The 26803-nt window shown below is 64.2% G+C and carries 22 protein-coding genes and 3 pseudogenes; 8 read left to right on the top strand and 17 right to left on the bottom strand.

The genetic code is table 11. The annotated features are described in order from the left end of the window. The first annotated feature begins 304 nt into the window (after positions 1–304). Genes A7A09_RS04520 through A7A09_RS04510 form a run of 3 tightly spaced genes read left to right on the top strand, consistent with a single transcriptional unit; the run spans position 305 to position 3268 of the window. Entirely contained in the window at positions 305–1429 is a 1125-nt protein-coding gene (locus A7A09_RS04520) for an ABC transporter substrate-binding protein (protein WP_106690271.1), read from the top strand. Then, the gene (locus tag A7A09_RS04515) at positions 1419–2489 is read left to right on the top strand and encodes a FecCD family ABC transporter permease (RefSeq protein WP_106690270.1); all 1071 of its coding nucleotides are present in this window, start codon (positions 1419–1421) and stop codon (positions 2487–2489) included. The genes A7A09_RS04520 and A7A09_RS04515 overlap by 11 nt, the downstream gene beginning before the upstream one ends. Next, the gene (locus A7A09_RS04510; protein WP_106690269.1) at positions 2483–3268 is read left to right on the top strand and encodes an ABC transporter ATP-binding protein; all 786 of its coding nucleotides are present in this window, start codon (positions 2483–2485) and stop codon (positions 3266–3268) included. Before A7A09_RS04515 ends, A7A09_RS04510 begins: the two co-directional genes overlap by 7 nt. A 431-nt stretch (positions 3269–3699) precedes the next feature. Here the strand turns inward: A7A09_RS04510 and A7A09_RS04505 are convergent, their stop codons facing one another. Both A7A09_RS04505 and A7A09_RS04500 read right to left on the bottom strand, forming a co-directional pair. Then, a complete protein-coding gene (locus A7A09_RS04505; protein ID WP_106690447.1) occupies positions 3700–4041 on the bottom strand; it encodes a zinc ribbon domain-containing protein YjdM in 342 nt (113 codons plus the stop codon). A gap of 434 nt (positions 4042–4475) precedes the next feature. Continuing rightward, the gene (locus A7A09_RS04500; RefSeq protein ID WP_106690268.1) at positions 4476–4994 is read right to left on the bottom strand and encodes an Lrp/AsnC family transcriptional regulator; all 519 of its coding nucleotides are present in this window, start codon (positions 4992–4994) and stop codon (positions 4476–4478) included. Between the two features lie 53 nt (positions 4995–5047). Here A7A09_RS04500 and A7A09_RS04495 point away from each other — a divergent pair, with 53 nt between their 5' ends. Next, positions 5048–6220, top strand: a complete 1173-nt coding sequence (locus A7A09_RS04495; protein ID WP_106690267.1) for an MFS transporter — start codon at positions 5048–5050, stop codon at positions 6218–6220. A 62-nt stretch (positions 6221–6282) separates the two neighbouring features. On the opposite strand, the gene hemC is transcribed toward A7A09_RS04495, so the two are convergent. Then, positions 6283–7227, bottom strand: coding sequence for a hydroxymethylbilane synthase (hemC, locus tag A7A09_RS04490; protein WP_106690266.1), 945 nt, complete (start codon positions 7225–7227; stop codon positions 6283–6285). 72 nt (positions 7228–7299) lie between these two features. Here hemC and hemE point away from each other — a divergent pair. Together hemE and A7A09_RS04480 are read left to right on the top strand one after the other, a co-directional pair. Continuing rightward, positions 7300–8326: pseudogene (gene hemE / locus A7A09_RS04485) on the top strand (uroporphyrinogen decarboxylase). After that, positions 8323–9201: an EamA family transporter gene (locus tag A7A09_RS04480; protein ID WP_106690265.1), complete on the top strand. Its 879-nt coding sequence runs from the start codon at positions 8323–8325 to the stop codon at positions 9199–9201. The pseudogene hemE and the gene A7A09_RS04480 overlap by 4 nt, the downstream one beginning before the upstream one ends. 165 nt (positions 9202–9366) lie before the next feature. Here A7A09_RS04480 and A7A09_RS04475 read toward each other — a convergent pair whose 3' ends face one another. Further along, positions 9367–10110, bottom strand: a complete 744-nt coding sequence (locus A7A09_RS04475) for a cytochrome c biogenesis CcdA family protein (RefSeq protein WP_106690264.1) — start codon at positions 10108–10110, stop codon at positions 9367–9369. 149 nt (positions 10111–10259) lie between these two features. After that, positions 10260–12898: pseudogene (locus A7A09_RS04470) on the bottom strand (Rne/Rng family ribonuclease). 622 nt (positions 12899–13520) lie between these two features. On the opposite strand from A7A09_RS04470, the gene A7A09_RS04465 reads away from it, so the two are divergent. Next, positions 13521–14417, top strand: a complete 897-nt coding sequence (locus A7A09_RS04465; RefSeq protein ID WP_106690263.1) for a DUF726 domain-containing protein — start codon at positions 13521–13523, stop codon at positions 14415–14417. A gap of 4 nt (positions 14418–14421) precedes the next feature. Here A7A09_RS04465 and A7A09_RS04460 read toward each other — a convergent pair whose 3' ends face one another. The 4 genes from A7A09_RS04460 to A7A09_RS04445 form a co-directional block, all read right to left on the bottom strand. After that, positions 14422–15030 carry an inner membrane-spanning protein YciB gene (locus A7A09_RS04460; protein ID WP_106690262.1) on the bottom strand — a complete coding sequence of 203 codons (609 nt, stop codon included), beginning with the start codon at positions 15028–15030 and terminating at the stop codon, positions 14422–14424. 21 nt (positions 15031–15051) lie between these two features. Beyond that, entirely contained in the window at positions 15052–15951 is a 900-nt protein-coding gene (locus tag A7A09_RS04455) for an EamA family transporter (protein WP_106690261.1), read from the bottom strand. Positions 15952–16059: 108 nt separating this feature from the next. Then, a complete protein-coding gene (locus A7A09_RS04450) occupies positions 16060–16449 on the bottom strand; it encodes a VOC family protein (RefSeq protein WP_106690446.1) in 390 nt (129 codons plus the stop codon). Between the two features lie 128 nt (positions 16450–16577). Continuing rightward, positions 16578–17498, bottom strand: a complete 921-nt coding sequence (locus A7A09_RS04445; protein WP_170167013.1) for a DUF1223 domain-containing protein — start codon at positions 17496–17498, stop codon at positions 16578–16580. Positions 17499–17809: 311 nt separating this feature from the next. On the opposite strand from A7A09_RS04445, the gene acnA reads away from it, so the two are divergent. Continuing rightward, positions 17810–20581, top strand: a complete 2772-nt coding sequence (gene acnA / locus A7A09_RS04440; RefSeq protein WP_106690259.1) for an aconitate hydratase AcnA — start codon at positions 17810–17812, stop codon at positions 20579–20581. 60 nt (positions 20582–20641) lie between these two features. On the opposite strand, the pseudogene ggt reads toward acnA, so the two are convergent. The 8 genes and pseudogenes from ggt to secF all read right to left on the bottom strand — a co-directional run bounded on the left by ggt (position 20642) and on the right by secF (position 26803). Then, positions 20642–22455 (bottom strand): annotated as a pseudogene (ggt, locus tag A7A09_RS04435) (gamma-glutamyltransferase). A gap of 75 nt (positions 22456–22530) precedes the next feature. Beyond that, entirely contained in the window at positions 22531–23073 is a 543-nt protein-coding gene (locus A7A09_RS04430) for a DsbE family thiol:disulfide interchange protein (RefSeq protein ID WP_106690258.1), read from the bottom strand. Continuing rightward, the gene (gene ccmD / locus A7A09_RS04425) at positions 23066–23209 is read right to left on the bottom strand and encodes a heme exporter protein CcmD (protein WP_106690257.1); all 144 of its coding nucleotides are present in this window, start codon (positions 23207–23209) and stop codon (positions 23066–23068) included. Before ccmD ends, A7A09_RS04430 begins: the two co-directional genes overlap by 8 nt. Further along, complete coding sequence (ccmC, locus tag A7A09_RS04420) at positions 23206–23931, bottom strand: heme ABC transporter permease CcmC (protein ID WP_106690256.1); 726 nt, start codon at positions 23929–23931, stop codon at positions 23206–23208. Before ccmC ends, ccmD begins: the two co-directional genes overlap by 4 nt. A 41-nt stretch (positions 23932–23972) precedes the next feature. Then, positions 23973–24629 (bottom strand): heme exporter protein CcmB, encoded by a 657-nt coding sequence (gene ccmB / locus A7A09_RS04415; RefSeq protein WP_106690255.1) that lies wholly within the window; start codon positions 24627–24629, stop codon positions 23973–23975. A gap of 211 nt (positions 24630–24840) precedes the next feature. Beyond that, positions 24841–25473: a heme ABC exporter ATP-binding protein CcmA gene (ccmA, locus tag A7A09_RS04410; protein ID WP_106690254.1), complete on the bottom strand. Its 633-nt coding sequence runs from the start codon at positions 25471–25473 to the stop codon at positions 24841–24843. Further along, positions 25470–25823: an Mth938-like domain-containing protein gene (locus A7A09_RS04405; protein ID WP_170167012.1), complete on the bottom strand. Its 354-nt coding sequence runs from the start codon at positions 25821–25823 to the stop codon at positions 25470–25472. Before A7A09_RS04405 ends, ccmA begins: the two co-directional genes overlap by 4 nt. Beyond that, the gene (secF, locus tag A7A09_RS04400; RefSeq protein ID WP_106690253.1) at positions 25823–26803 is read right to left on the bottom strand and encodes a protein translocase subunit SecF; all 981 of its coding nucleotides are present in this window, start codon (positions 26801–26803) and stop codon (positions 25823–25825) included. The genes A7A09_RS04405 and secF overlap by 1 nt, the downstream gene beginning before the upstream one ends.

The following is a 26803-nucleotide window of genomic DNA, read 5'->3' as shown; positions in this document are numbered from 1 at the left end:
CAAAACGGAACAACGAGATCGATCCACCTTGCCGAAGCGAACGGGACCACGCCCGTCTCGTCGGGCCTCGGCCCCCAAACAACGCCAGCAGCACGGCAGCGCCGCGTTTTCCTCCGAGAACAGGGCACCTGCCCCGCGCCGGGCTGCGGCGTCGGGATCGCCCCGATCCGGCCGGGTCGCCCGGACCATTACCCTGCCCCCGGCCTTTCGCCGACATATCGTTATCCGGCATTTTACTTGACTCTTTCTATAGGCTTTCATAGGCGCGGATTGCATATCCGAAACTTTAGCTACGGACATCCCCATGCTTGCTCGCCTTACTGCATTCGCGGCGATCCTTCTTCCGGCAACCTCGCTTGTCGCGATCGCGGAGCCTCTCACGATCACGGATATCACCGGTCGCGAGGTCACCGTGGACGCGCCGGCCGACCGGATCATCCTGGGCGAAGGACGGCAGATCTATCTGCTCGGCGCGTTGGAGCGTGAGACGCCGTTTGCCCGCGTCGTCGGCTGGAGAGAGGATCTGCTGCAAGCCGATCCCGACAGCTATGCCGCCTATGCCGAGAAGTTTCCCGAACTGAAGGATTTGCCCACATTCGGTGGGTTCAAGGACGGCACTTTCGATGTCGAGCAGGCTGCCGCGCTCAAGCCGGACGTGGTGCTTATGAACCTGGAATCCCGGGCAGCAACCGAGGATGCGGGCTATGACGACAAGCTGGCCGAGCTGGACATCCCCATCGTTTATGTCGATTTCCGCGAGGACCCGGTGGCTCACAGCATCGAATCGATGCGGATCATGGGCAAGCTGATCGGTCAGGAAGAAAAGGCCGAGGAATATATCGCCTATGTCGAGGAGCAGATGGCGCGGGTGACGGATGTTCTGGCCAAGGCCGAATTCGAGCGCCCCTCGGTCTTCGTCGATCGTGCTGGCGGTTATTCCGAGGATTGCTGCATGACCTTCGGCAACGGCAATTTCGGGGAATATGTAGAGATCGCGGGCGGCACCAATATCGCCAAGGATATCCTGCCCACCACGTTCGGCACATTGAACCCCGAGCAGATCATCGCCGCGAATCCCGATCAGGTCATCGTGACCGGCGGTCAGTGGGAAGCCTATGTGCCCGGCGGTGCCTGGGTCGGCGTCGGCCCCGGTTCGGACATGGAAGCCGCCCGCACCAAGCTGGAAGCGCTGACCCATCGCACCGCCATGACCGGAATCGGCGCGGTCGAAAACGGTCAGTTCCATGCCATCTGGCACCAGTTCTACGATAATCCCTATTACTTCGTTGCGGTCCAGCGGATCGCCAAATGGCTGCATCCCGACCTGTTCGCCGATCTCGACCCCGAAGCCACATTGAAGGAATTGCACGAACGATTCCTGCCGGTGCCGTATCGGCCCGGCTACTGGGTCTCGCTTGATGAGCAGTAAGGCCGATATCGGAGAGCAGGCACAGGCGGGGCGCGATTTCTATCGCGCCCTCGTCATTCGCCGGCAGCTCATCCTTGTCGCATTGGCCACGGCCCTGGCATTCAGCTTATGCGTCGATCTCGCGCTCGGACCTGCACGTTATGGATTGGGGCAGGTGGTCGAGGCACTGCTTTGGCCCTCTCAGGTCGATGAGCAGTTGCGGGTCATCCTGTGGGAAATCCGCATGCCGGTGGCGCTGATGGCGCTTGTCGTCGGGGCAAGCCTTTCCGTCGCCGGGATGCAGATGCAGACCATCCTCAACAATCCGCTGGCCAGCCCTTTCACACTGGGAATCTCGGCCGGGGCGGGCTTTGGTGCGGCCCTGGCGCTTGCCTTCGGCGTGGTCATCTTTCCCTTTGCCGTGGATTACGTCGTCCCGGTCAATGCCTTCCTGATGGCGATGCTGACCTCCATGGCGATCTACGGTCTGAGCCTGCGCCGCGGAGTCACGAGCGAGACCATCGTGCTGCTCGGCATCGCGCTTGTCTTCATCTTCAACGCGCTGATGTCGCTGATCCAGTTTTTTGCCAGCCAGCAGGCGGTCGCGGCGGTGGTGTTCTGGACCATGGGCAGCCTGACCAAGGCGACCTGGCCAAAATTGTGGATTTCACTTTCAGTGCTGGTGATTGCCCTGCCGCTTCTGGCGCGGAGGGGCTGGGCACTCACCGCGATGCGGCTTGGCGATGCAAAGGCGGAAAGCATGGGCGTGAGATTGCGCAGCTTGCGGCTGGAAGTGCTGCTGATCGTCAGCCTGCTTGCCTCGATCTCGGTGTCTTTCGTGGGGACAATCGGCTTCATCGGGCTCGTCGGTCCACATATCGCCCGGATGCTGCTGGGCGAGGATCAGCGCTTCCTGCTTCCGGGCACCGCGCTGTCCGGCGCGCTCATCCTGTCCATCGGTTCGATCTGCTCGAAGATGATCATTCCCGGCACCGTGATTCCCATCGGCATCGTGACCGCGATCGTCGGGATTCCGTTCTTCCTGTATCTGATCCTCAACCGAAGGGTTGCGACATGGTAAGCTTGCAGCTTCAGGATCTTGGCGCGGCCTATGGCGGTAACCAGGTCCTTTCGGGCATATCGACCCCGCCCCTGACCGGAGGACAGCTGGTCGCCCTTCTGGGGCCGAATGCCGCAGGAAAATCGACCTTGTTCCGGCGGATCTTCGGGCTGCTTCCGGGCAGCGGCACGGTTCACATCGACGGCACCGACAGCCCCAACCCGATCGCATATATGCCGCAGGACAACGGCTCGCGCCCGGTCCTGTCGGTCTATGAGGCGATCCTGTTGGCGCGCATGCAGGGGCGGAGGCTGAAAGTCCTCCCCGAAGATCATGCCGAGGTGGAGCGCGTCCTGGACGTGCTGGATATCGGGCATTTGCGAAGCAGGAACGCAGGCGATCTCAGCGGCGGGCAGCGCCAGATGATCGGCGCGGCGCAGGCCTTGGTGCAAAACCCCCGGGTCCTGCTGATGGACGAGCCCACCTCGGCTCTCGACCTGAGCCGGCAGATCGACATGCTGACATTGCTGCAACGTCTGGCGAAAGAGCAAGAGTTGCTGATCATCGTCGCCCTGCACGACATCGGTTATGCCCTGCGCTTTGCCGACGCGGCCATGGTGATCGACAAGGGGCGCATGATCGCCTGCGGGCCGACCGCAGAGGTCGTGACGGCAGAGATGGTGCGGGAGGTGTTCGAGGTCGAAGCCCGGATCGAGCCTTGCTCGAAGGGCAGCCCCCAACTCATCGTCGAGAGGCGCGCGGCGCAACCTTCCGATCTCCGGCCGGGGGGAATGCTGTGACGGCAATGCCTGCCGCGCCGGCTGTGGCAACTGTCCGCCGGGACTGATCGAATCTCCCATCTTAAGAACGGCATACGCCTGCGAGGTTTCGGCGTTTCATTGATATGCCGAAACGCTGTAGTTCTTTGCTTTTGCGCATGTCCGGCTGCAAAGCCGGTATCCGGCTCGCTGGAGATGCTCTAGACCAGTTTGCAGTATATCAGGTTCAGTAGCGGGTTGCGTCCCGCGACGCCGGGGGCTGACGGCCCCCGGACCCCCGTGGATATTTTTGTGAAGAAGAGAAGAGTATTTGGGTGGGTCTGATTGAGCGCAAAATGCTCTGGTCGAGAATCTGACGCGGCCTGATTCGAATCAGCGAAACCGGAATGGATGTGCTGGTGAATCCCGGCGAACCGCTCCGATCGGCTCTGGCGCTTGTTTCAGCGGCAAAGCTATTCCGAGACTTTCTTCACGAATTGGGATTTCAGGCCCATCTGCCCGATTCCCGGAATCTTGCAGTCGATGTCGTGATCGCCATCAACCAGCCTGATGCCACGGACTTTCGTCCCCACCTTGACCACCGAGGACGATCCCTTGACCTTCAGATCCTTGATCACGGTCACCGTGTCGCCATCCGCCAGGACATTGCCCACGCTGTCGCGGATTTCGGACGCCGACTCGGTCTCGGCCTCCGGCGACCATTCATGTCCGCATTCCGGGCAGATGAGCAGGGCATCCACCTGGTAAACATAGGCGGAAGAGCACTCGGGGCATGGAGGCAATGTCTCGTTCATGTTTCCGCTCATAGCCTTGTGACCGCCGCGTGACCAGAGAGAAACCAACCATCAGGCCCGGTGCGGCGAATCGGACAGGGCATCATTGCCCCTCCGGCGCGGATTTTTCGTGCCCGAACCTTGCGCAGGCAGCGAAGTGGATGCGCCCAAACGCGCCATCCTCGTAATTCACCCTTCCGTGCCGGGCATCCCGCTTGATCGACCTCACCACGATTGGTCACGCTGACAGGCAGGGCCGACGTTCAACAGGGAAAGCCCAAGCCCGCGCTCCTCCTCGATGCGGGTATCCGCGCCCCACGCGAACCTCTTTTCATGACTCGCGTGGGGCATCCCATGGGTCACAGGGGATGCGGGCCGGGCAATGGCATCCGGTTCGTAACCATCCTGACGCGGGATGAGCGCTGGAAGCGATGATCGACAGGAGCACGCTCCCGTCATTCGCTTCCTTCGGATCCCGGCTCGGGAAGTTCCGGCATCGGTCCGCGTTCAAGATAGGTGCCAAGTGCCACGTAGCTATGCGTCGCGCGCACGCCCTTGATCTCCTGTATGCGCGACAAGAGGCGCTCAAGGCTCGATGGCCCCGAACAGCGGACCTTGAGGATCAGGCAGGTATCGCCGGTGGCTGTATGGATTTCCTCGACATCGGCCAGTTTGCGCAGCGCCAGGACCGGCTCGGTCATGCCCCATCCCTCGGTCGTCACATGGATGAAGGCCAGAAGCGGACAGCCGATCTTTTCGCCGTCAAGCTTCGCGACCGTTCCCCGTATGATTCCGTCGCGGCGCAGCCGCTTCACGCGCTCATGCACGGCTGGAGGCGAGAGATGGACCAGATCCGAAAGCTCGGAATAAGACCGGTCCGCCCGCTCGGCGAGCAGCCTTAACAGGATTCGGTCCGTCCGGTCGAGACCGGAGGGATGCGGCGCGTTCCGCCGAACGGCGTTCGTTTTCGTCATTCTATCCCCGGATATCATTTGCATGATCTGTGACAAACCGCTCAGATCACTGCATGATATATCATGAAACACAAGATTTACCGAATGCAGTTCGGAAAATTCAGACCATTGCATTACTCTCTGCTGTTCTCCTTGTCGGATCGAACGCCTTCGTCCTCACGCCGATCCTGTCGGACGTGGCACGGGGGCTGGCGACGCAGCCTTCCCGCATTGCCTGGGCAATCTCGGCTTTCGGCGCGGCGACAGCGGTCTCGGCACTGACTCTGGCGGGAATGATCGACCGCATGCCTGCCGGGCGCGTGCTTGGTGGAGCCGCATTGCTCATGGCACTGGCGCAGGCGGCAAGCGGATCGGCTCAGAGCTGGATCTGGCTTTGCCTGTCCCAGGCATTTGCGGGGATAGCGGTCGGCATTCTTCTGTCCGGCACCTATGCGACGGCGGCGGCAACGGCGTCAAAGGGGCGCGAGGCGGCGCGGCTTGGCCTCGTATTGACGGGCTGGGCACTGTCGCTGGTGCTGGCTGTGCCGCTGGCGGCCTTCGTCACCGAACATGTCGGGTGGCGGATGGTCTATGCCTTGCTGGCCGGATTGTCCGTGCTGGTCTCCATGGGATTGATGCTGGCCTTGCGTGGCGTGCGTGGCGGAATCGCCGGACGGACGCCTCTTTGGCGGGCATTGCGGCTGCCACATGTCGCGTCGCTGCTCGCGGCGGTATTCGTCTACATGGCGGCCTTCTATGGCAGCTTCGCCTTTTTTGGCGAAGGCGTGCGGCGGGCCTTCGGTATTTCAGCGCAAGGCACCGGCGTCTTCGTGCTGGCCTATGGATTGGGCTTCGGACTGGCCGGGATCGGACTCGGGCTGGCCGCGCCAAGGATCACGCGCGGCTATGTCATGCTGGTGCTGCTGGGCATCGCTGCCAGCTATGCCTGCTGGCGCTTCGCGCTGGTGGCGCCCCCGGTTGCATTCACGGCAGCCATGGCCTGGGGCATCCTGAACCAGCTTGGGCTGAACGCGCTTGTCGTTTCATTGAACCAGCGCGCCCCCAATGCGCGCGGCGCGGTGATGGGGCTGAACAGCGCCGTGACCTATTCGGCTGTATTTGCCGGTCCGGTGATCATGGCCCCGATCCAGGCAGGATCGGGTTTCGCGGCCGTAACCGGTTTTGCCGCCATCCTGATCATGATCGGCGTGCTGATCGTTGGAAGGCAGTATAAGCCGCGGCTTTGAAATGACCGACAGGCGCGCGTGGGATCCGCTGTTCCATGACGCCTAGTTCCGGCCAGCCAGGCTTACGGCAGATGTTCGAAAAAGCCCTGCCCCGCATCGGCCAGAAGCTCCTCGGCCAGGTCCCCGCCCATCGCCGGGCCGTCGGCGATCTCACCCTCGCGCGAGGCGGACAATGAGAGCGAGCCATCCGGGCGCAGGATTTCACCGCGCAGGAACAACCGGGCACCTTGCAATTCGGCGTAGCCCGCGATCGGCGTCTGGCATGAACCGTCCAGCCGGGCCAGGAAGGCCCGTTCCGCTGCGATCCGCTGCCCGGTCTCGACATCATTGATCGGGCGGAGCAGCGCCGCGACGCCCTCGTCATCCATCCGCCGCTCGATCCCGATGGCGCCCTGCGCCACGGCGGGAAGCATCTCGGCCGGATCAATGGCGGCGCGGGCGACATGCAGCATATCCAGCCGCCGTAATCCCGCCATCGCCAGGAAAGTCGCCATCGCTACACCGTCTTCCAGTTTTTTCAACCGCGTCTGGACATTTCCTCGAAATTCGACCAGCCGCAGATCGGGCCGAAGATGCGCCAGTTGCGCGCGCCGCCGCAGGCTGGACGAGCCAACCACCGCGCCCTCGGGCAGATCGGCGATCGAGGCGACATGCGGGCTGACAAAGGCATCGCGGGCATCCTCGCGCGGCAAGAGGCAATCGATCAGCATGCCCTCGGGCTGAACGGTCGGCATGTCCTTCATCGAATGCACGGCAATATCGATGCCGCCATCCGCCAGCGCCTCTTCGATTTCCTTCGTGAACAGGCCCTTGCCGCCGATTTCTTTCAAGGGGCGGTCAGTCACGCGGTCCCCGGTCGTGCGGATCACCACGATTTCGAAAGCCTCGGCGGGCAGATCATGCGCGGCCATCAGGCGCGCCCGCGCCTCATGCGCCTGCGCAAGCGCCAGCTTCGAGCCGCGGGTACCGATCTTCAGCGGTCGGGTTGGGTCGGGCAAATCACTCATGCCTCCGGCTTACCCGGCGGCGGGCCGCTTGACAACGCCCGCCTGCTGGCCATGAAGGGCACAGGAGGCTTCATGACCAAACTTCTGTTGCGCGCGCTTGCGGGCGAGACCTTACCCACCCCACCGATCTGGATGATGCGCCAGGCCGGACGCTACCTGCCCGAATACCGGGCCACCCGCGAAAAGGCAGGCGATTTCCTGTCGCTATGCTACTCCCCCGAATTGGCCGCCGAGGTGACCTTGCAGCCGATCCGGCGTTTCGGCTTCGATGCGGCAATCCTGTTTGCCGATATCCTGCTGGTGCCGCAGCGCTCGGCGCCGATCTGTGGTTCGTCACTGGCGAGGGGCCACGGCTGTCCACCATCACCTCGCGGGCGCAGGTCGAGGCGTTGAAGCCAGCCGGGGCGATCCATGAACGCCTTTCGCCGGTCTATGAAACCGTCCGCATCCTCTCACGCGAATTGCCGCGAGAGACCGCGCTGATCGGCTTTGCCGGGGCTCCCTGGACCGTGGCGACCTACATGATCGCCGGGCGTGGCACACCGGACCAGGGCCCGGCCCATGCCTTCAAGGCGGCGGATCGCGCGGCATTCTCGGCACTGATCGAGAGGATCACCGAGGCCACGATTCTGTATCTGTCGGCACAGATCGAGGCCGGAGCCGAGGCGGTCAAGCTGTTCGACAGCTGGGCCGGCAGCCTGAAGGGCGCCGATTTCGACGATTTCGCGATCGCCCCCGCGCGCGAATCATCGCGGCATTGAAAGAGCGTCACCCGGGCATTCCCGTCATCGCCTTCCCGCGTGAGGCAGGGGAGCGCTATATCGGCTTTGCCAAGGCGACCGGGGCCGACTGCGTGGCGCTGGACAATTCGATCAGCGCCGAATGGGCGGCGGAACATGTCCAGAGCGGTGGCTGCGTGCAGGGCAATCTCGACCCGCGGCATATGGTCACGGGCGGCCAGGAACTGGAGACAGAGGCCCAACGTATCACCCGCGCCCTGCGCGGCGGGCCGCATATCTTCAACCTTGGCCATGGCATCACGCCCGACGCCGATCCCGACAATGTCGCCCGCATGATCGAGGCGGTGCGCAGCGCATGATCTGGGTTGCGGCCACGCTGATCGCGGCCATCGCCCAGACCGGGCGGAACGCCGCGCAGGCCGGGCTTGGCGCACGCGTTGGCACGGTTGGCGCGACCTCGGTGCGCTTCATCTTCGGCCTGCCTTTCGCGGCGCTGTTCCTGCTGCTGCTGTCGCCTTTCACCGAGATCCCCCGCCCGAATGCCGCCGTTCTCGGCTTCACTGCCATGGGCGCCGGGGCGCAGATCGCCGCCACCGCCTTCATGCTGCTGACCATGCGCGGACAGAGTTTCGGCGTCGCCACCGCGCTGATGAAGACCGAGCCGGTCACGCTGGCGCTGATCGGCGCGGTGATCCTGTCCGAGCCACTTGGTGCCGGGCGATTGGGCGCCATCGGGCTGGCGACGCTTGGCGTGGTGCTGAGTTCGGGCGCGAAATGGTCACGGGCGGGGCTGGTGCCGATCGCGAACGGCATCGCCGCCGGAGCACTGTTCGGGCTTTCGGCCATCGGCTTTCGCGGCGCGCTGCTCGCCCTGCCCGAGGGCGGCTATTTCATCCACGCCCTGACGGTGCTGGTCCTGACCTTGACGATCCAGTCGGCGGCGATGCTGACCTGGATGCTTGCCGCCGACCGGCGCGCCCTGCGCGGGATCATGGGCGAATGGCGGGTTTCGATGGCGGCGGGGGCGCTTGGAGCCTTTGCCTCGCTGTTCTGGTTCATCGGTTTCGCGCTGACCCCGGCCGCCAATGTCCGCACACTGGCGCTGATCGAGGTGGTCTTCGCGCAGGTCGTCTCGGGCCGGATATTGCGGGAAACGACCGGAAGGCTGCAACTGGCCGGGATGGCGCTGATCGTGATCGGTGTCGGCTGGCTGCTGGTCGTGGCGGCGGGCTGAGGCGAAAACCGGGCCGTTTATTGCGTCCCGCGATGGCCGGGGAGCTACGCGCCCCCGTCGCCGGCTGGTTCTCGAACCAGTGGCGCTCCAGCCAGCGACCCCCGCGGGATATTTTCATGAAGAAGAAGAACCTGCGGCTTTGATTCTGCGCGACCGACGAGGCCGTCAGCCCAATTGCGCAAGGCCCGGGAAGGTTTCGAGCAGCCAGTAGGAGAATGCCGAGAAGGCCCCGGTCAGCAGCATGATGCCAACGATCAGCAGCAGCAGGCCCATGATGCGTTCGATCAGCTTCAGATGCGGCTTGATCCGGTTCATCACGCTGATGGCCCGGTCGATGAAGATCGCCGCAAGCAGGAAGGGAATGCCCAGTCCAAGCGCATAGACGGCCAGCAGGCCGGTTCCGCGCGACATCTCTCCCCCGGCGGCGGCGAGCGACAGGATCATCCCAAGCTGTGGCCCGATGCAGGGCGTCCAGCCAAAGGCGAAGGCCAGCCCCAGCAGATAGGCACCGAAAGCGCCGCCACCCTGCTTGCCCGCCTCGATCCGCGCTTCCTGGTCAAGGATGGGGATGCGGAAGACATGCAGGAAATGCAGCCCCATCACGATCACCGTGACACCTGCCGCCTTGGCCAGCACATCCTGGTATTGCAGGAAGGCGCGCCCGAAGGCCGAGGCCGCGAAGCCCATGATCAGGAAAACCGTGGACAGGCCGAGCACGAAGAACAATGCCGGCAGCGCGGCGCTGCGTTCGCCGGTTTTCAGCCCGTTCACATTCACCCCGGTCATATAGGCCAGATAGGGCGGCACGATCGGCAGCACGCAGGGCGAAAGGAAGGAGAGGATACCCGCCAGCAGCGCGACGAAGGCGGCGGGCAGGAAGGCTGCGGTGGCGAGTTCGATCCCAAACATGGCAGGCACCTTAAACGAAGCTGCGCCCGGCGAAAGCCGTCATGTCGTCACAGCTTCGTGGGGAGATGGGCAAGCGGTCCGGGCGATGCGGATCGGCCGGTAAATACAAAGGAAACCGGGCGCGGATTTCTCCGGCGCCCGGGACTGGCCTAGCTGCCGAAGGACCACCAACCGCGGCGCTTGGGCCGGGCGGGTTCCTCTGCGGTCTCGGCCATCTCGGACTCTTTCGGTGACGTCCCGGCGACAGGCTCTGCCTCGGATGTCTCGGTTTTCTCCTCGGCGGCAGGCGTCTCCGCAGCCTGGGGCGCGGGTTCCGGGGTCACGGAACCAGAGGGCGCCGGATCAGCTTCGACCGCCGGGGCCGGTTCGCGGATGTCCTCATCCGTCACGACGGAAACCGCTGCGATCTCGGGCACATCTTCAGCCATGGTTTCCGCCGCAACTTCCCCCGCCGTATCGGGCGCCGGTTTCCGCGACCGGCGTCCGCGCTGGACCGTCGCCTCGGGGAATTCCTCGGCTCGCGAATCCTCGGGCTGATCGCGCAGATCGACCACTTCGGGCAAGGATGCCGATTGTTCCTTGTCATCATCGCTCTTCTTGCGGCTCCGCGACCGCGAACGTGTCCGGCGGGCGGGTTTTTCCTCGGCGGGTTCCGCCGCCTGCCCCTCGAGAGCAGCTTCCGCAGAGGGCTCGGCCTGATCGGCTTCACCCTGGGCCGGATGGGCCTGCGCCGCATCGGACTGGGGCTCACCGGAGAACGAAACATCGTCCTTCGGCATGTCCTGCCCATTGCCATCCTCAGCATCGCCGCTTTTCCGGCGGCGACGGCGGCGGCGGCGGCGCGAGCGGCCAGCTTCGCCAGACTCGTCCTCGGCGGAAGAACGCGGCTCGGCGCCTTGCTCGGTCCGCTCCTGCTCCTGATCGACGGGCTCAGCCTCGTCCTCGTCATCGATGCTGGCCATCAGCTCGGCATCGACCGACAGGGCCGCATGAGAGACCTCTGCGACCGGCCGGGTCGCGGTCTTGAACTTCTCGATGGCATAATCGGGCGAGATCAGCGCCGGATCGGCCTCGACCCGGATCGACAGCCCGTAACGCGCCTCAATCCCGGCGATATGCTCGCGCTTGATATTCATCAGGAAATTCGCCACCGAAACCGGCGCCTTCACCAGCACCTCGCGCGAACGCTTGCGGGTGCCCTCTTCCTCGATGGCACGCAGGATGCTGAGCGCGAGACTGTCATCCGAGCGGATCAGCCCGGTGCCGTGGCAATGCGCACAAGGCTGCGTGGTCGATTCCAGCATGCCGGGGCGCAGGCGCTGGCGGCTCATCTCCATCAGGCCAAAGCCCGAGATGCGGCCCACCTGGATCCGCGCCCGGTCGGATTTCAGCTTGTCCTTCAGGCGCTTCTCGACGGCCGAGTTGTTCTTGCGCTCGTCCATGTCGATGAAGTCGATGACGATCAGCCCGGCAAGGTCGCGCAGGCGCAGCTGCCGCGCCACCTCGTCGCGGCTTCGAGATTGGTCTTGAGCGCCGTGTCCTCGATCGAGCCTTCCTTGGTCGCCCGGCCCGAGTTCACGTCGATGGCGACCAGCGCCTCGGTCACGCCGATGACGATATAGCCGCCGGATTTGAGTTGCACGACCGGGTTGAACATGCCGCCAAGATAGCTTTCCACCTGGTAGCGGGCGTAAAGCGGCATGGAATCCGCGTAATGCTTCACGTTGCGGGCATGGGACGGCATGATCATCTTCATGAAGTCCTTGGCCACGCGATAGCCACGCTCGCCCTCGACCAGCACCTCGTCGATCTCCTTGCTGTAGAGATCGCGGATCGAGCGCTTGATCAGGTCGCCTTCCTCGTAGATCGGCGCGGGGGCGACGGATTTGAAGGTCACATCGCGGATCTGCTCCCACAGGCGGAGGAGATACTCATAATCGCGCTTGATCTCGGTCCGGGTGCGCTGGCTGCCGGCGGTGCGGATGATCAGCCCGGCGCCCTTGGGCACCGAAAGCTCACCGGCGATATCCTTGAGTTTCTTGCGGTCGGCGGCATTGGTGATCTTGCGGCTGATCCCGCCGCCACGCGCGGTATTGGGCATCAGCACGCAGTAGCGGCCGGCCAGCGACAGATAGGTGGTCAGCGCGGCCCCCTTGTTGCCACGTTCTTCCTTGACCACCTGCACCAGCATGATCTGCCGGACCTTGATGACCTCCTGAATCTTGTAGCGGCGCGGGCGCGGTTTCTTCGTGACGCGGATCTCCTCGGTCACGTCCTCGTCGGCGACCGACTCGATGCTGTCATCCTTGTCGGTGGCGTCCGTTTCCTCGCCTCCGTTCTCCTCCGCCTGGTCATTCCCGGCGGATTTGTCCTCATCGGCGTCATCGGCCTGCGCCTCGGCGCTGACGGTCTCGTCGTCGCTCTGCGCCCTTGCCGCCTTGGACGACGACCTGCGCCGCTTGCTGCCGCGGCTGGATTCCTCTGCCTCCTGCGCCTCGGCATAGGCCTGTTCCTCGGCGATGAGCGCATCGCGGTCGGCTGCGGGGATCTGGTAGTAATCCGGATGAATCTCGGCGAAGGCGAGGAAGCCGTGACGGTTCCCGCCGTAATCCACGAAGGCCGCCTGCAACGAGGGCTCGACCCGCGTCACCTTGGCCAGATAGATATTCCCCGAGATTTGCCTCTTGTTTACAGTCTCGAAATCAAATTCTTCGACCTTGGTTCCGTCGACCACGACCACCCGAGTTTCCTCGGCATGGGTGGCATCGATCAGCATTTTTTTTGCCATTGATATGTCTTTCGCGCAGGCTTGAACCGGGCGGTGCCAAGGGCATCACCCGGGAAAAGCTGCGGCATGATTGGGGCGCGGGCGCGGCTGCTGAGATGGGGATCGGGATGGCGAGGCTGCCTGCCTGCCCTCTCCCTTTCCATCCATTCGTTGCGCGCGTCATCGCGTCTGTTCCTTTGTGGGACCCGGAACCGTGACGGCTCGGGCCAGTGCTTGTCGTCATCCCGGTGCGGTTGATCGCGCCTGAGACGGGGTTTTCCGCGTGGCACATGCCGCCCAAAAGCTTGGGGCAGAGGTGCCGCGCTGCGAAACTGTGGGCGCCGTTCAGCCCGCGATCGCGTGGCTTCGGCGCATGAACACAACATAGAGGTGGTGGTAGGGGGAATTCAATGGTGAAAAGGATTCCCGCGACAGTTGTGGACAGAACCTGCCGGGGCGGGCCGGTTCCCTCGAATCGCGGCTTGTCGCATCCAGCGATGGCCGGTGACGCAGCCCCTGTCATCCGCCAGTCTCCCGAACCGGTGGCGCGGGCCTGCCGTCATGTGGCCGTCACCTTCCGGTCATGCTGCTGTTGCAGCATCGGCTTATCCAATCCCCGTCGGGACGGGACGGGAAGCGATGGATGCCAGTCGTCAAGCTCAATGCCGATAGCGCGATGCCGCCGGGATTGCGGCAGCAGGCCCGGGCCCTGCCCGAAGGCGCGCCGATCATCGCCATGATCCATGGTTATCGCTATTCGCCCTCGCAGCCCGCCAATGACCCGCATCGCCATATCCTCGCGCTTGACCCACAGCCAGACGCGCGCCGGGTCCTGTCCTGGCCGCGCGCGCTCGGCTTCGGCACGGACCTGCCCGGGGAAGGGCTGGCGCTGGCCTTCGGATGGGAAGCGCGGGGCCGCCTTGGCCGGGCCTATCGGCAGGCCGGAGAGGCTGGGGCGGCATTGGCCCGGACCATTTCGGAACTGGCCGAGTGCGCCGCGCGGCCCGTGGCGCTGATCGGGCATTCCCTGGGCGCGCGGGTGGCATTGCAGGCGCTGCATCATGCCGATCCGGGCAGTATCGGGCGGATGATTCTGTTGACCGGCGCCGAATTCCGCGACGCAGCGGCCGCGGCGATGGACAGCGCGGCGGGACGGCGGGCAGAGATATTGAACGTCACCTCGCGCGAAAACGATCTTTTCGATTTCGCCATCGAGATCTGGCTGGGTCATGGGCAGCGGCAGGCGCTCGGTTTCGGGCTGGACGCGCCTCGGCGCAACTGGATCGATCTGCAGATCGATCATGGCGGCACGCTGGACGCGCTGCGGGACCTGAGTTTCCCGGTGGACCGCACGCCGCTGCGCCTGTCGCATTGGACGCCCTATCTGCGCGAGGGATTGTTCGATTTCTACCGCACCGCGCTTGGCCAGCCATGGGCGTTGCCCATGCCGATGCTGCGTGCCCGCCTGCCCGGCCGGATCGAGCCGCGCTGGTCGCGCCTGCTGGCGCCCCCTGCCCCGATGGGTGGCTTGAGGGCGTGACCCTTCAGGATTCAGTCCCGTCCGAATCCTTGTCCAGTGCGTGATCCCGGAACAGCCCCGCATTCGCCATCAGGAAGACAAACAGGATCAGCGGCAGGCCAAAGGTCTTGAAATAGACCCATGCGGTCTCGGACATGGTCCGCCAGACGATCTCGTTCGCCACCGCCAGCGCCAGGAAGGCCAGCGCCATGCGCAGGGTCAGCTTGCGCCATCCCTCGGCATCCATCGGCAGGGCATCGGAGAACACCATCTGCAGCCAGTTCCTGCGCGCGATCAGGCTGACCCCGAGGATGATCGCGAAGAGCAGATAGATCAGCGTCGGCTTCATCTTGAAGAAGCGCGGATCGTTCAGCCAGACCGACAGCCCGCCGAACACCACCACCAGCACCAGCGTCGCGATCTGCATCGGCGACAGCTTGCCGGTCAGCCGCCACTGGATCAGCGTCGCCAGCGCCAGCACCGGCACGAAGATCAGCGTGGCAAGGATGAAAGCGCCGTATTCGCGCCCGAAGAGATTCACCTCTTCGCCACGGAACAGCATGAAGACGGCGAAGAACAGCAGCACCGGTCCCAGTTCCAGCGCCGGTTTGACCCAGGGTTTCGTCTCTTTCATCGCATCCTTCCTTGGTCCGGTTCAGACCCCAAGCTCGACAATCACCGCGCCCGCGGCGATCACCGCCATCAGGACCGCGCGAACCGGCCCCACCTTTTCGCCCAGGATCATCCAGCCGACAAGGGCCGCGAAGACGGTCGAGGTCTCGCGCAGCACCGCCGCCCGCCCGACATCGTCGATCCTCGTGGCCAGCATGATCGATCCAAAGCTCGCCAGCGCGACAAAAGCCCCCGCAATTCCACGCAATGCCAGCGGCCCGATCTCGGATCTCGGCAGGGCGGCAAGGCGGCGCCGGTTCCAGAGCGGCATGAAAAGGGAATCCAGCAGGAAGAACCATGCCAGGAATGTGAACGGATCGGCCGCCAGCCGGATGCCCCAGGCATCATAGGTGGTATAAAGCGCCACCAGCCCGCCGGTTACCAGCGCCCACGCCAGCGCCGGCCCCAATGTGTCGCGCCCGATGGTCAGGCGAATCCGGTTATAGACCGCGAGCCCGAAGATCCCGCCCACCAGCAGCAGCACGCCCAGCCATTGCACCAGGTTGAAATGCTCGCGGAACACCACCCCGGCGGCGATCACGGTGAAAAGCGGGCCGCTGCCGCGCACCACCGGGTAGACGACGGTATAGGCGCCCCGCTGATAGGTCTGCGCCTGCCCGATCTTGTAGACGATATGGATCGCCATCGCCCCGAACAGCACCGGCCAAAGCCCCGCCGAGGGCCATGGCACCACGAACAGCGCCACCGGCAGGGCGATCAGCCCATAGCTCAGATCGATCGCCGCCCGGCTGATCCAGGGGTCGTGGCGACCTTTCTGCAACGCTCCGAACACCGCGTGCAGGAACGCCGCGCTCAGCGCGAGGATTGATGCCAACCGCGCGCCCTCGGGCGTGCCCGCGATCTGGATGATCCACTCGCTCATGGCGGGGTGATGGCCGGATTTTGCAGAATGCGCAAGATTATTTGCGGACCGGGGCCGCCTGAAAATCGGTCACAGCCCTGTAAATGGTCTCCAAGCCGTGAATCTCGGTCACACTGCCTCGTGACAAACCGCCTCGATATTGTAGCCGTCCGGGTCGATCACGAAACAGGCATAGTAATTCTCGTGATAGCGGGGGCGCAGGCCGGGTTTGCCATTATCCCCGCCCCCTGCCCCTATCGCGGCGCGGAAGAACGCGTCGACCTCTTGCCGCGTCCCCGCGCTGAAGGCGAGATGAGGCAGAGGCGGCACCGGCGCGCCCGACGCGATCCAGAACTCCCCGCCCGGATCGAGCGATCTGCGGCTGCCCTCGGCCACGCCGAAGCCAACGGCATCGGCCTGCTCAACTGTTATCCGGTAACCCAGGGGTGCCAGGGCGGCGGCATAGAAGCGCCTGCTGCGCGCAAGATCGGCAATCCCGATGCAGATATGATCCAGCAAACCATCTTCCTCCGCCGCAGGTCCGCGGGGCCACGGCCCTGCCCGATCATGTCCATCCAAGGGAATTCCGGTCAAGCCTGCCGGCTCACCCGCCCGAGGCCCGGTATTCGCGAGGCGGGGCGATGGGCTCAGTCAAGTCCGATCGCGGCGAGAATCGGGCCGGGCATGTCCTGACCGCCCAGTTCCTCCTGCACCAGGATGACGTGACGGGTATCGGCGGGGAAGCTGTCATCGGGCAACCCCTCCCGCCGCACGATCAGACGCAGCGGAGCCTGCCCATCCCAATCGGCCAGCTTGTCGAGCGACAGGACGACATTGACGTAAGTCATTTCACGGTCGCGATTTTCCCCCGCCTTGATCCTGACCGTGCGATGCGGGGCATAGCGGACCAGGACCACGTCGATCGGCCCGCCCAGTTCCGACAGGGGCACGATCTCGATCCGGTCGCCGTCGGGCGTCTGCTCGCGCTGCAGGCTGACCATTGCGGGCGAGGCCCGGTGCGCATCGATCAGCCCCAGCAATTGCGCCGGTCCCGGCGCCACGGCCGTGTCCTGCCCGTCGATGATGAGTTGCGGGGTATAGACCGAACGCTCGCCGGAGGCGCGGGCATAGGCCTCTTGTCGTGCGGTGAATTCCGGGCTTGCGAAACTGTCCGCCCAGCCCAGGTAATCCCAGTAATCGACATGCAGCGACAGCGGCAGGATCCCCGGATCGTCGGCCAGCGTCTCCAGCATCGCATCGGCCGGAGGACATGAGGAACAGCCCTGCGCGGTGAACAGCTCGACCACCACCGGCAGCGTGGGCGGGGTGAAATTGTCCAGCGGCGGCGGCGCCATGTCGCTGGCCGCGAAACTGTTGAACCCGGTCATCTCCGGGGCGCTGTATTGCCGTGCCGCCGAAGGGGCGAAACGGCCGGAATCGGCCGGAGCGGCGATCACCGGCGCATCCATGCCGGAGCGTGCCACGTCCTGCGCGGCCGCGGGCAATGCCGCGACCAGCGCAATGGTTAATCCGCCCAGATACGCTTTTGCCACCGACAATATCGCCATCTTTCCCTTGATCAGATATCCGTGGCCGCGCACCGGGATACGCGGTCGCGCCCTGTCTGATATGCCGTGCATCGTCCAGCCCAATTCACCGGTTGTGGATCTCTTGCATAGCCGGATGCGGTGGCTCAAGACAAATCAAGGCTTTGTTAGTCTGCGCGAGCTATATCACCGTGCCTCTTGAGCAACAGCAGAAGGTATGGTATGCGATTGCATACAAAACCTCTGCGATGCCCTTGCAGAACCCTTCTCCATGAGGCAAAGCAGGGAGACCGCATGCCCGACCCATCCATTTCGCAGACAGGGAGGCCCTGATGCCCATCCAGACCGGAATCGACTCCGCCAAGACCCGCCGCAAGCTCAAAGCCGGCGGCAAGGAAGTCGCCTATTACTCCATCGACGCCGCCAGCAAGGCCGGCCTCGGCGATTTCTCCAAGCTTCCCGCCGCACTGAAAGTGGTGCTGGAAAACATGCTGCGCTTCGAGGATGGCGGCAAGACCGTCAGCCCCGACGACATCAAGGCCTTTGCCGAATGGGCAGCCAAGGGCGGCAAGAACCCCCGCGAGATCGCCTATCGCCCTGCCCGCGTGCTGATGCAGGACTTTACCGGCGTTCCCGCCGTGGTGGACCTGGCGGCGATGCGCGACGGCATCAAGGCGCTTGGCGGCGATGCGCAGAAGATCAACCCGCTGAACCCGGTCGATCTGGTCATCGACCACTCGGTGATGATCGACGAATTCGGCACCCCCCGCGCCTTCCAGTTCAACGTGGAGCGTGAATATGAACGCAATATCGAACGTTACCAGTTCCTGAAATGGGGTCAGAAGGCGTTCCAGAATTTCCGCGTCGTGCCGCCCGGAACCGGCATCTGCCACCAGGTGAACCTTGAATATCTCGCTCAGACCGTCTGGACCGATACCGACCAGAATGGCGAAGAGGTCGCCTATCCCGACACGCTGGTCGGCACCGACAGCCACACCACCATGGTCAACGGCCTTGCCGTCCTGGGCTGGGGTGTCGGCGGGATCGAGGCCGAGGCGGCGATGCTGGGCCAGCCGATCTCGATGCTGATCCCCGAGGTCGTCGGCTTCAAGATCACCGGCGCACTGACCGAGGGCGTAACCGCGACCGACCTGGTGCTCAAGGTCGTGCAGATGCTGCGCGAACATGGCGTTGTCGGCAAATTCGTGGAATTCTACGGCGACGGTCTGGATCACATGCCGCTGGCCGACCGCGCGACCATCGCCAACATGGCGCCCGAATATGGCGCGACCTGCGGCTTCTTCCCGATCGATGACGAAACCCTGCGCTACCTGCGCCAGACCGGCCGGGACGAGGATCGCATCGCGCTGGTCGAGGCCTATGCCAAGGAAAACGGCTTCTGGCGCGGCAAGGATTACGACCCGGTCTATTCCTCGACGCTGGAACTGGACCAGGGCGATGTCGTGCCCGCCATCTCGGGGCCGAAACGCCCGCAGGATCACGTGGCGCTGACCGAATCCGCCTATGCGTTCCGCAAATATATCTGCGACACCCGCAAGCTGCCCGAACCGGCCCGCAACGGCACCCGCACCTGGAATGCCGAGGGCGGCGCCCCTTCACCCGAAGATCTTCCCGGTCACCACGAGGGCTACAAGTCCGGCCCGGTCGAGGGAGAGGATTACAAGCTGCATGACGGCTCGATCGTGATCGCCTCGATCACCTCCTGCACCAATACCTCGAACCCCTATGTGCTGATGGCCGCCGGCCTCGTCGCCCGCAAGGCGCGGGAACTGGGCCTGAACCGCAAGCCCTGGGTCAAGACCTCGCTGGCGCCGGGTTCGCAGGTCGTGTCGGAATATCTGCAAGCCGCCGGTCTGCAAGAGGATCTCGACGCGATCGGCTTCAACCTCGTGGGCTACGGCTGCACCACCTGCATCGGCAATTCCGGTCCGCTGGAGCCCGCGATCTCGAAATCGATCAACGACAATGACCTGGTCGCGGTATCGGTCCTGTCGGGCAACCGCAATTTCGAGGGCCGGATCTCGCCCGATGTGCGCGCCAATTACCTGGCCTCACCGCCGCTGGTGGTGGCCTATGCGCTGGCAGGCGACATGAATATCGACCTGACCACCGAGCCGCTCGGCACCTCGAAGGACGGCCAGCCGGTCTATCTCAAGGATATCTGGCCGACCACGAAAGAGGTGGCGGAACTGGTCGAAACCGTCGTCACGCGCGAGATGTTCCAGGAAAAATACGCCGATGTGTTCAAGGGCGACGAGCGTTGGCGGGGCGTCGAAGTCACCGACAGCGAGACCTATGACTGGCCGGCCAGTTCGACCTATATCCAGAACCCGCCCTATTTCCAGGGCATGTCCAGGGATCCGGGCACGATCAGCAATATCCAGGGCGCGCGCGTGCTTGCCCTGCTGGGCGACATGATTACCACCGACCACATCTCGCCCGCCGGTTCCTTCAAGCCGGAAACCCCTGCCGGGAAATACCTGACCGAGCGTCAGGTCCCCCCGCGCGAGTTCAACTCCTACGGCTCGCGCCGCGGCAATCACGAGGTGATGATGCGCGGCACCTTCGCCAATATCCGCATCAAGAACGAGATGCTGGACGGTGTCGAAGGCGGCTATACCAAGGGACCGGATGGCCAGCAGACGGCGATCTACGACGCGGCCATGTCCTATGAGGACAAGGGCGTTCCGCTGGTCGTGATCGGCGGGGTCGAATATGGTGCGGGCTCATCGCGTGACTGGGCGGCCAAGGGCACCAACCTGCTGGGCGTCAAGGCGGTGATCGCCGAAAGCTTCGAGCGTATCCACCGCTCGAACCTGGTCGGCATGGGCGTCATTCCCTTCGAGTTCACCGATGGCGACAGCCGCAAGACGCTGAAGCTGACCGGCGAGGAAACCGTATCGATCAGCGGGCTGGAAGGCGAGTTCAAGCCGCTCTCGCTGGTGCCCGCGACGATCACCTATCCTGACGGCACCACCAAGGAGATCCAGCTCAAGGCCCGGGTCGATACCGAGGTCGAGATCGAATATCTCAAGAATGGCGGCGTGCTGCATTACGTGCTGCGCAATCTCGCCGCGGCCTGATCGGATACCCGAGACAGACAAGAACCCCCGGCCATTCGTGCCGGGGGTTTTCTTTTTGTATCAACCGCCTATCGCGACACCCTCACGGCGCGGATCGGCCCCGCCCAACAAGCCTTCAGGCGTGATCGCGATGCCGTGCAAACCGGAATTCAGGTCGCGCTCCTCGACCTCGAAGCCCATATCCGCGAGAGGTTGCGTCAAGTCCGTGGCCGAGGTTCCCGCCTCGATATCCATCGTGCCGAAACGATTGACGATATTGGGCAGGCCGACCGCCTGCTGCACGTCGAGCCCCCAATCGATGTAACCGATGATCGCCTTGGCGACATAACCGATGATCCGGCTGCCGCCCGGAGAGCCGATCACCAGCACCGGCTTGCCGTCCTTCATCACGATGCTGGGCGCCATCGAGGAACGCGGGCGTTTGCCCGGCTCCAACCGGTTGGCGATGGGATAGCCCGCCTCGTCATGCGTCTCGAAGGAAAAATCGGTCAGTTCGTTGTTCAGCAAGAACCCTTGGGTGAACAGGCGCGAGCCGAAGCCGTTCTCGATGGTGGTGGTCATGGACAGCGCGTTGCCATCCGCATCGACGATCGAGATATGCGAGGTCGAGGGCAGTTCCAGCGAGCTGTCCTGCCCCCAGTTCATCGCGTGCGACCAGCCGGGCGAACCGGCGCTGACCTCGGGCAGAGCATCATCGCCTGACAGCAACTGTCCCCGCTCGGCCAGGTAGTCAGGCGAGATCAGGCCTTCGCTCGGGACCGGCACGAAGTCGCTATCGGCCATGTAGCGGCCCCGATCCGCAAAGGCGAGACGTGAGGCATCGCCGATCAGCCGCCAGCTTTCCGGGCTCTCGGCCCCAAGCGCGGCAAGATCATAGCCCCCCAGCATCCCGAGGATCTGCCCCACGGTCAGCCCGCCCGAAGACGGGGGACCCATGCCGCAGACCTCGTGATCTCGATATTCGGCACAGACCGCCGGACGTTCCCTGACCTTGTATCCCGCCAGATCGTCAGCCGAGAGCAATCCCGGATTTCCCTCTGCATTCCGAACGGTATCGACGATACCTTCAGCTATTTCTCCGCCATAGAAGGCCTCGCTGCCCTCGGCCGCCAACCGGCGCAGCACATGGGCATATTCCGGATTTTTCAGCGTATCGCCCGCCGCGACGGCCTCGCCACCGGGGAAGAAATAGGCCTTGGTGGCGGGAAAACGGCCCAAGCGCTCGCTATCCTCGGCCACCAGCCCGGCCAGGCGCGGCGAAACGGCAAAGCCTCATCGGCCAGCGCGATGGCGTCGCCGAACAGGCTGCCCCAGTTCACCTTGCCCCAACGGCGATGCGCTTCCTCCAGCAAGGCGGGCGTGCCCGGCGTGCCGACCGAACGGCCGCCGACCACCGCGTCATAAAATTCCAGCGGCTCGCCATTCTCGTCCTGGAAATAGGTCGGAGTCGCCGCCTTGGGCGCGGTTTCGCGACCGTCCAGCGTGGTCAACTCGCCGCTTTCGGCATCATACCAGACGAGGAAGGCACCTCCGCCCAGCCCCGAGCTTTGCGGCTCGACCAGCCCCAACACGGTCTGCACGGCCACCATCGCATCGGCCGCCGATCCGCCACGCTCAAGCACCTTGGCCCCGGCCTCGACAGCCAGCGGATTGGCCGCCGCCACCATCCAGTTCTGCGCGGTGACCGGCTTGCCTTCCTCCTTGCTGGCCAATGCGGCGCGGGCGGTCTCGCCCAGACCAGCGAAGGCATCAGTGCCTTCCGCCTCGGGGCTGGCTGCCTCCGGCGCAACCGCATCCGTCGCCTGCTGCGCTGTCGCAGGCATTGCCCACACGCTGCCCATCAGCAGCGCTGTTACCAGACTCAACCTTGTCATGGCTGACCTCTCCCCGTTCTCACAAATGGATGAGGTCACTCTGTCGCGCAGTTGCACAGGGCGCAACCCGTCAGATCACTCTTCGGCGGCCAGCGCCTTTTCCAACTCGGGGACAAAGCGGTTGGTATAATCCTCGCGGACCATCGGCCCGGCAAAGCGATAGAGGATCTCGCCCTCGCCATTGACGATGAAGGTCTCGGGTGGCGCGGTCACCCCCCAATCGATGGCACCGCGCCCCTTGGGATCGGTCGCGATGGCATGGAACGGATCGCCGTCTTCCTTCAGGAACTCCAGCGCATTGGCCTCCGGGTCCTTCAGATCGACGCCATAGACCGGCAAGCGTTCGGACAATTCCATCAAGGTCGGATGCTCGGCCCGGCAGGGTGGGCACCAGCTTGCCCAGAAATTCACCAGTTTCACACCGGGTTCGCGCAGCATGGCGTCGGTCAGCTGCGTCTTGCCCGGCAACGTGGTCTGCGGGACGGCAGGCGCCTCGCGCCCGATCATGGTCGAGGGCAGCGCCTCGGGATCGTCACGGCCCATTCCCCAGAGGAACATCCCCGCCAGAGCGGCAAAGGCCAGAGGCGGCAGCGCGACAAGGGGCGAAATCCTAGCCATTCTTCTCGTATTTCTCCAATTCGCGGCGGGCACGGGCATTGGCTGCCCAGCTTTGCCAGACGATCCCGGCCAATAGCAGCAGCGAGACCCCGTAGGCCGCCAGCACCGTGCCGGCATATTTCCCAAGATCGATCATGCGCGCATCTCCCTTGCCTGCAATGCGGCAAGACGCCGCCTGCGGATCTCCGTGCGGGTGCGGACCAGCACCAGCACCAGGAACAGCAGCAGGAAACCAAGCATCGAGACGTAAAGCGGATAGCGATAAACTTCGCTCATCCGTTCACCGGGCGCGACCGACAACGAGGCGCCCTGATGCAACCCCTGGTTCCAGAACAGCACGGCGTAGCGCGACAGCAGTGCAAAGACCGAGCCGACGAGGCACAGCACCCCGGTCAGATCGGCGGCGCTGTCCGGGTCCTCGATGGCGGACCAGAGCGCGATATAGCCGATATAGAACAACAGCAGGATCAGGAAAGAGGTCAGGCGCGGGTCCCATTCCCACCATGTCCCCCACATCGGCTGCCCCCAGATCGCCCCGGTCGCCAGCGCGATCAGCGTCATCACCGCCCCCACCGGAGCGGCGGCCTTGGCGGCCAATGCGCTGACATGATGCCGCCGGATCAGCCAGATCAGAGAGGCGATCAGCATCATCACCCAGATATTGATCGCCATCATCGCGGCGGGCACATGCAGGAAGACAATCTTGACGGTCGAGCCCTGCTTGTAATCCTCGGGCGTCAGAAAGCCCCATGCAATTCCGCCAAGGGTGCAGACCGCCGCGGCGATGGCCAGCCATGGCAAGGCAGCGCCAGAGACGCGCATGAATTTCACGGGGTTTGCGTATTCCCAGATCGACATATGTCCCCCCTATCCTCGGCGCGCGCGCCCCTCAAGCCCTCTCACCGCAGATTGACCCGCAGGGCGGCGGCAGCGGCGAACGGCACCAGTGCCATGACTCCGGCGGTGATCCCGGCAAGGAACAGGATCGGCGTGGTGGGATCGCCCCCCTCCGCGCCGCGCCGGATGATCTCGGTGCCGAAGATCAGCGTGGGGATATAAAGCGGCAGAACCAAGAGCGACAAAAGTAGCCCACCCCGGCGCAACCCCACCGTGATCGCCGCCCCGAACGCGCCCAGCATCGACAGCGCGGGCGTGCCGATCAGCAACGAGACGATCAGCCAGCCGGTGGCCTGGCCCGGCAGATGCAACAGGATACCGAAAACCGGCGCCGCGACGACCAGGGGCAGACCGGTGGTGATCCAATGCGCCAGCGCCTTGAGCGCGGTGACAGCTTCCAGCGGGATGGGCGCCGTGGCCAGCAAATCGAGGCTGCCATCCTCGTGGTCCAGCGCAAAGATGCGATCCAGCGACAGCAGGCAGGACAGAAGCGCCCCGACCCAAAGGATGCCCGGCGCGATGGGACGCAGGGCGCTGGTCTCGGGTCCGACGCCAAAGGGCACCAATGCGCAGAGGATGAGGAAGAACGCGACCGCAAGGCCGAAACCTCCGCCCGCACGGGTGGCAAGGGCAAGATCGCGCTTCAGCAGGGCAATCATCTAAGCCCCTCTCGCCGCTTGCGATCAGGAGAACCGCCTGTCCCGGCAGGAGACGAACAAGCACTCTCCCCCCTTCTTCTTTGCAAAAATATCCTCGGGGGGGTCGCCGGATGGGGCGCCACTGGTTCGAGAACCATCCGGCGACGGGGCAAAGCGCCCCCCGGCTGTCGCGGGACGCAATCCATGCCGGACGCATCTGAAACGGATCGGCTCATGCGAAGGCCTCGTTGAAGCCTGCTGGCCGCCCCGGGGGCCTTCCCGGTCTCGCGCGATAGGGGGTGAGATCCAGCACCCGAGCCTCGCCCAGCCCAAGGTCGATATGCGTGGCCATCAGTGCCGCGCCTCCCCCTGCCAGATGCGCCCGCACCAGTGCCGCGAAACGTTCCACCGAGGCCGCGTCCAGCGACACCGTCGGCTCATCCAGAACCCAGAGAGGGCGTCCCGTCACCATCAGGCGCGCAAGACCCAAGCGCCGCTTCTGTCCGGCCGACAGCGCCGCCGCCGGACGATCGGCCAGCGCCGTCAGATCCATCGCGGTCAATGCCTGCTCGACGTTGCCGCCACCGAATATCTGCGCCCAGAAGCGCAGGTTCTCGGTCACTGTCAACGCAGCTTTCAGACCATCGGCATGGGCGGCATAGGCAACCGAATCCTCGGCCATCTCGATCCGCCCATCGACCGCAAGTTGCAGTCCCGCCACGCAGCGCAGAAGCGTCGTCTTGCCGATGCCATTCGGGCCGCGCAGGATCAGCGCCTCTCCGGCATCAAGGGTGAAGGACACGCCTTCCACCGCCCTGATCCCGCCGCGAGCCACGGCAAGGTCATGGACGGCAAGCAGGCTCACAGGGGCAAAAGCGCGCAGGCGACGCGACGCCCTTCGGACAGGGTCACGTTATAGGTGCGCGCCGCCGTGGGAGAGGCCATCGCCTCTACCATCACACCCACCGCTTCCAGCGCATCGACCAGATCGGCGGGCGGATGGGCGATCTCCGCGCCCATGCCCAGGAACAGCACGTCGATTCGCCCCGACAGGGCCAGGAGTGCTGCTCGATCCTCCAACCCTCCCCAGGGTTGCGCCCCGCCCTGCTCGACAAGGACCGGACCCTGGATGACCTTTCCCCCCACGCGGAAAAAGCCGGGGCCATAGCCGTCAACCGGCACCGCCCCGTCGAAATCTGTGGGCTTCATCGCCATCAGGGGGCCTCGGCGCCCGGAAAGGAGGAGGCGGCGTCCTTGGGATCCTTCTTCGACCAGTCGCGCTTGACGCCCAGCCACAGAACGACGTTCTTGGCCACGTAGATCGAGGAATAGGTGCCGATCACGATCCCGAAAGTGATCGCGAAGACAAAGCCCCGGATCACGTCGCCACCCAGCACCAGCAGCGCGATCAGTGCCACGAGCGTGGTGCCCGAAGTCATCACCGTGCGGCTGAGGGTTTCGTTCACCGACAGGTTCATCACTTCGCGCAAGGCGCGCTTCTTGTATTTCATCAGGTTCTCGCGCAGCCGGTCGAAGACGACGACGGTATCGTTGATCGAGTAACCCACGATGGTCAGCAGCGCGGCCACCGTCGCCAGGTCGAACTTGATCTGGAACAGCGCAAAGACGCCCATGGTGATCAGCACGTCATGGACCAGCGAGACGATGGCCCCGACCGAGAACTGCCATTCAAAGCGCAGCCAGATATAGATCGAGATCGCCGCCAGAGACGCGAGAATGGCATAGACCGCGGTCTTGATCAGCTCTCCGGAAACCTTGGGACCGACCGACTCGACCGAAGGAAAGGTGATCGAAGGATCGACCTCCTGCAAGGCGGCCTCGACCGAGTTGATCGTCTCGGCAGTAACGGATTCCGTGCCTTCCTGCGCGCTGATGCGAACCTGCGCGACATGCTGATCCGCGCGGAAAGTCGGATCGAAGACCTGCGAGATCGCCACATCGCCCAGCCCAAGCGGCTGCAATGCCTGCCGATAGGTGCCGACATCCACCTCTTGCGTGGATTCGGTGCGGATCGTGGTGCCGCCCTTGAAATCGATGCCGAAATTCAACCCGAACACCAGCAGGCAGACCACCGACAGCACGGCCAGGACGGAAGAGATCCCGAAGGTCAGGAACTGCCAGCGGAAGAAATCGATCTTGGTGTTGTCGGGGACCAGTTTCAGACGGAAAGCCAT

Origin of the sequence: Paracoccus methylarcula (genome assembly GCF_003007735.2) — a bacterium.
Lineage (GTDB): Bacteria > Pseudomonadota > Alphaproteobacteria > Rhodobacterales > Rhodobacteraceae > Paracoccus > Paracoccus methylarcula.
Note: the sequence above shows the minus strand (reverse complement) of the source record. Positions and strands in the feature narration are given on the sequence as shown.

What these genes read in the sequence shown, in the direction of transcription:
- A7A09_RS04505 (WP_106690447.1), bottom strand. Translation starts at nt 4,041, where the DNA reads ATGAACGAGACATTGCCTCCATGCCCCGAGTGCTCTTCCGCCTATGTT.
- A7A09_RS04500 (WP_106690268.1), bottom strand. Translation starts at nt 4,994, where the DNA reads ATGACGAAAACGAACGCCGTTCGGCGGAACGCGCCGCATCCCTCCGGT.
- A7A09_RS04520 (WP_106690271.1), top strand. Translation starts at nt 305, where the DNA reads ATGCTTGCTCGCCTTACTGCATTCGCGGCGATCCTTCTTCCGGCAACC.
- A7A09_RS04515 (WP_106690270.1), top strand. Translation starts at nt 1,419, where the DNA reads ATGAGCAGTAAGGCCGATATCGGAGAGCAGGCACAGGCGGGGCGCGAT.
- ccmB (WP_106690255.1), bottom strand. Translation starts at nt 24,629, where the DNA reads ATGATTGCCCTGCTGAAGCGCGATCTTGCCCTTGCCACCCGTGCGGGC.
- ccmD (WP_106690257.1), bottom strand. Translation starts at nt 23,209, where the DNA reads ATGATCGATCTTGGGAAATATGCCGGCACGGTGCTGGCGGCCTACGGG.
- secF (WP_106690253.1), bottom strand. Translation starts at nt 26,803, where the DNA reads ATGGCTTTCCGTCTGAAACTGGTCCCCGACAACACCAAGATCGATTTC.
- A7A09_RS04475 (WP_106690264.1), bottom strand. Translation starts at nt 10,110, where the DNA reads ATGTTTGGGATCGAACTCGCCACCGCAGCCTTCCTGCCCGCCGCCTTC.
- A7A09_RS04405 (WP_170167012.1), bottom strand. Translation starts at nt 25,823, where the DNA reads ATGGCGATGAAGCCCACAGATTTCGACGGGGCGGTGCCGGTTGACGGC.
- A7A09_RS04510 (WP_106690269.1), top strand. Translation starts at nt 2,483, where the DNA reads ATGGTAAGCTTGCAGCTTCAGGATCTTGGCGCGGCCTATGGCGGTAAC.
- A7A09_RS04455 (WP_106690261.1), bottom strand. Translation starts at nt 15,951, where the DNA reads ATGAGCGAGTGGATCATCCAGATCGCGGGCACGCCCGAGGGCGCGCGG.
- A7A09_RS04465 (WP_106690263.1), top strand. Translation starts at nt 13,521, where the DNA reads ATGCCAGTCGTCAAGCTCAATGCCGATAGCGCGATGCCGCCGGGATTG.
- A7A09_RS04430 (WP_106690258.1), bottom strand. Translation starts at nt 23,073, where the DNA reads ATGGCTAGGATTTCGCCCCTTGTCGCGCTGCCGCCTCTGGCCTTTGCC.
- A7A09_RS04460 (WP_106690262.1), bottom strand. Translation starts at nt 15,030, where the DNA reads ATGAAAGAGACGAAACCCTGGGTCAAACCGGCGCTGGAACTGGGACCG.
- ccmC (WP_106690256.1), bottom strand. Translation starts at nt 23,931, where the DNA reads ATGTCGATCTGGGAATACGCAAACCCCGTGAAATTCATGCGCGTCTCT.
- hemC (WP_106690266.1), bottom strand. Translation starts at nt 7,227, where the DNA reads ATGAGTGATTTGCCCGACCCAACCCGACCGCTGAAGATCGGTACCCGC.
- A7A09_RS04480 (WP_106690265.1), top strand. Translation starts at nt 8,323, where the DNA reads ATGATCTGGGTTGCGGCCACGCTGATCGCGGCCATCGCCCAGACCGGG.
- A7A09_RS04445 (WP_170167013.1), bottom strand. Translation starts at nt 17,498, where the DNA reads ATGGCGATATTGTCGGTGGCAAAAGCGTATCTGGGCGGATTAACCATT.
- A7A09_RS04495 (WP_106690267.1), top strand. Translation starts at nt 5,048, where the DNA reads ATGATATATCATGAAACACAAGATTTACCGAATGCAGTTCGGAAAATT.
- acnA (WP_106690259.1), top strand. Translation starts at nt 17,810, where the DNA reads ATGCCCATCCAGACCGGAATCGACTCCGCCAAGACCCGCCGCAAGCTC.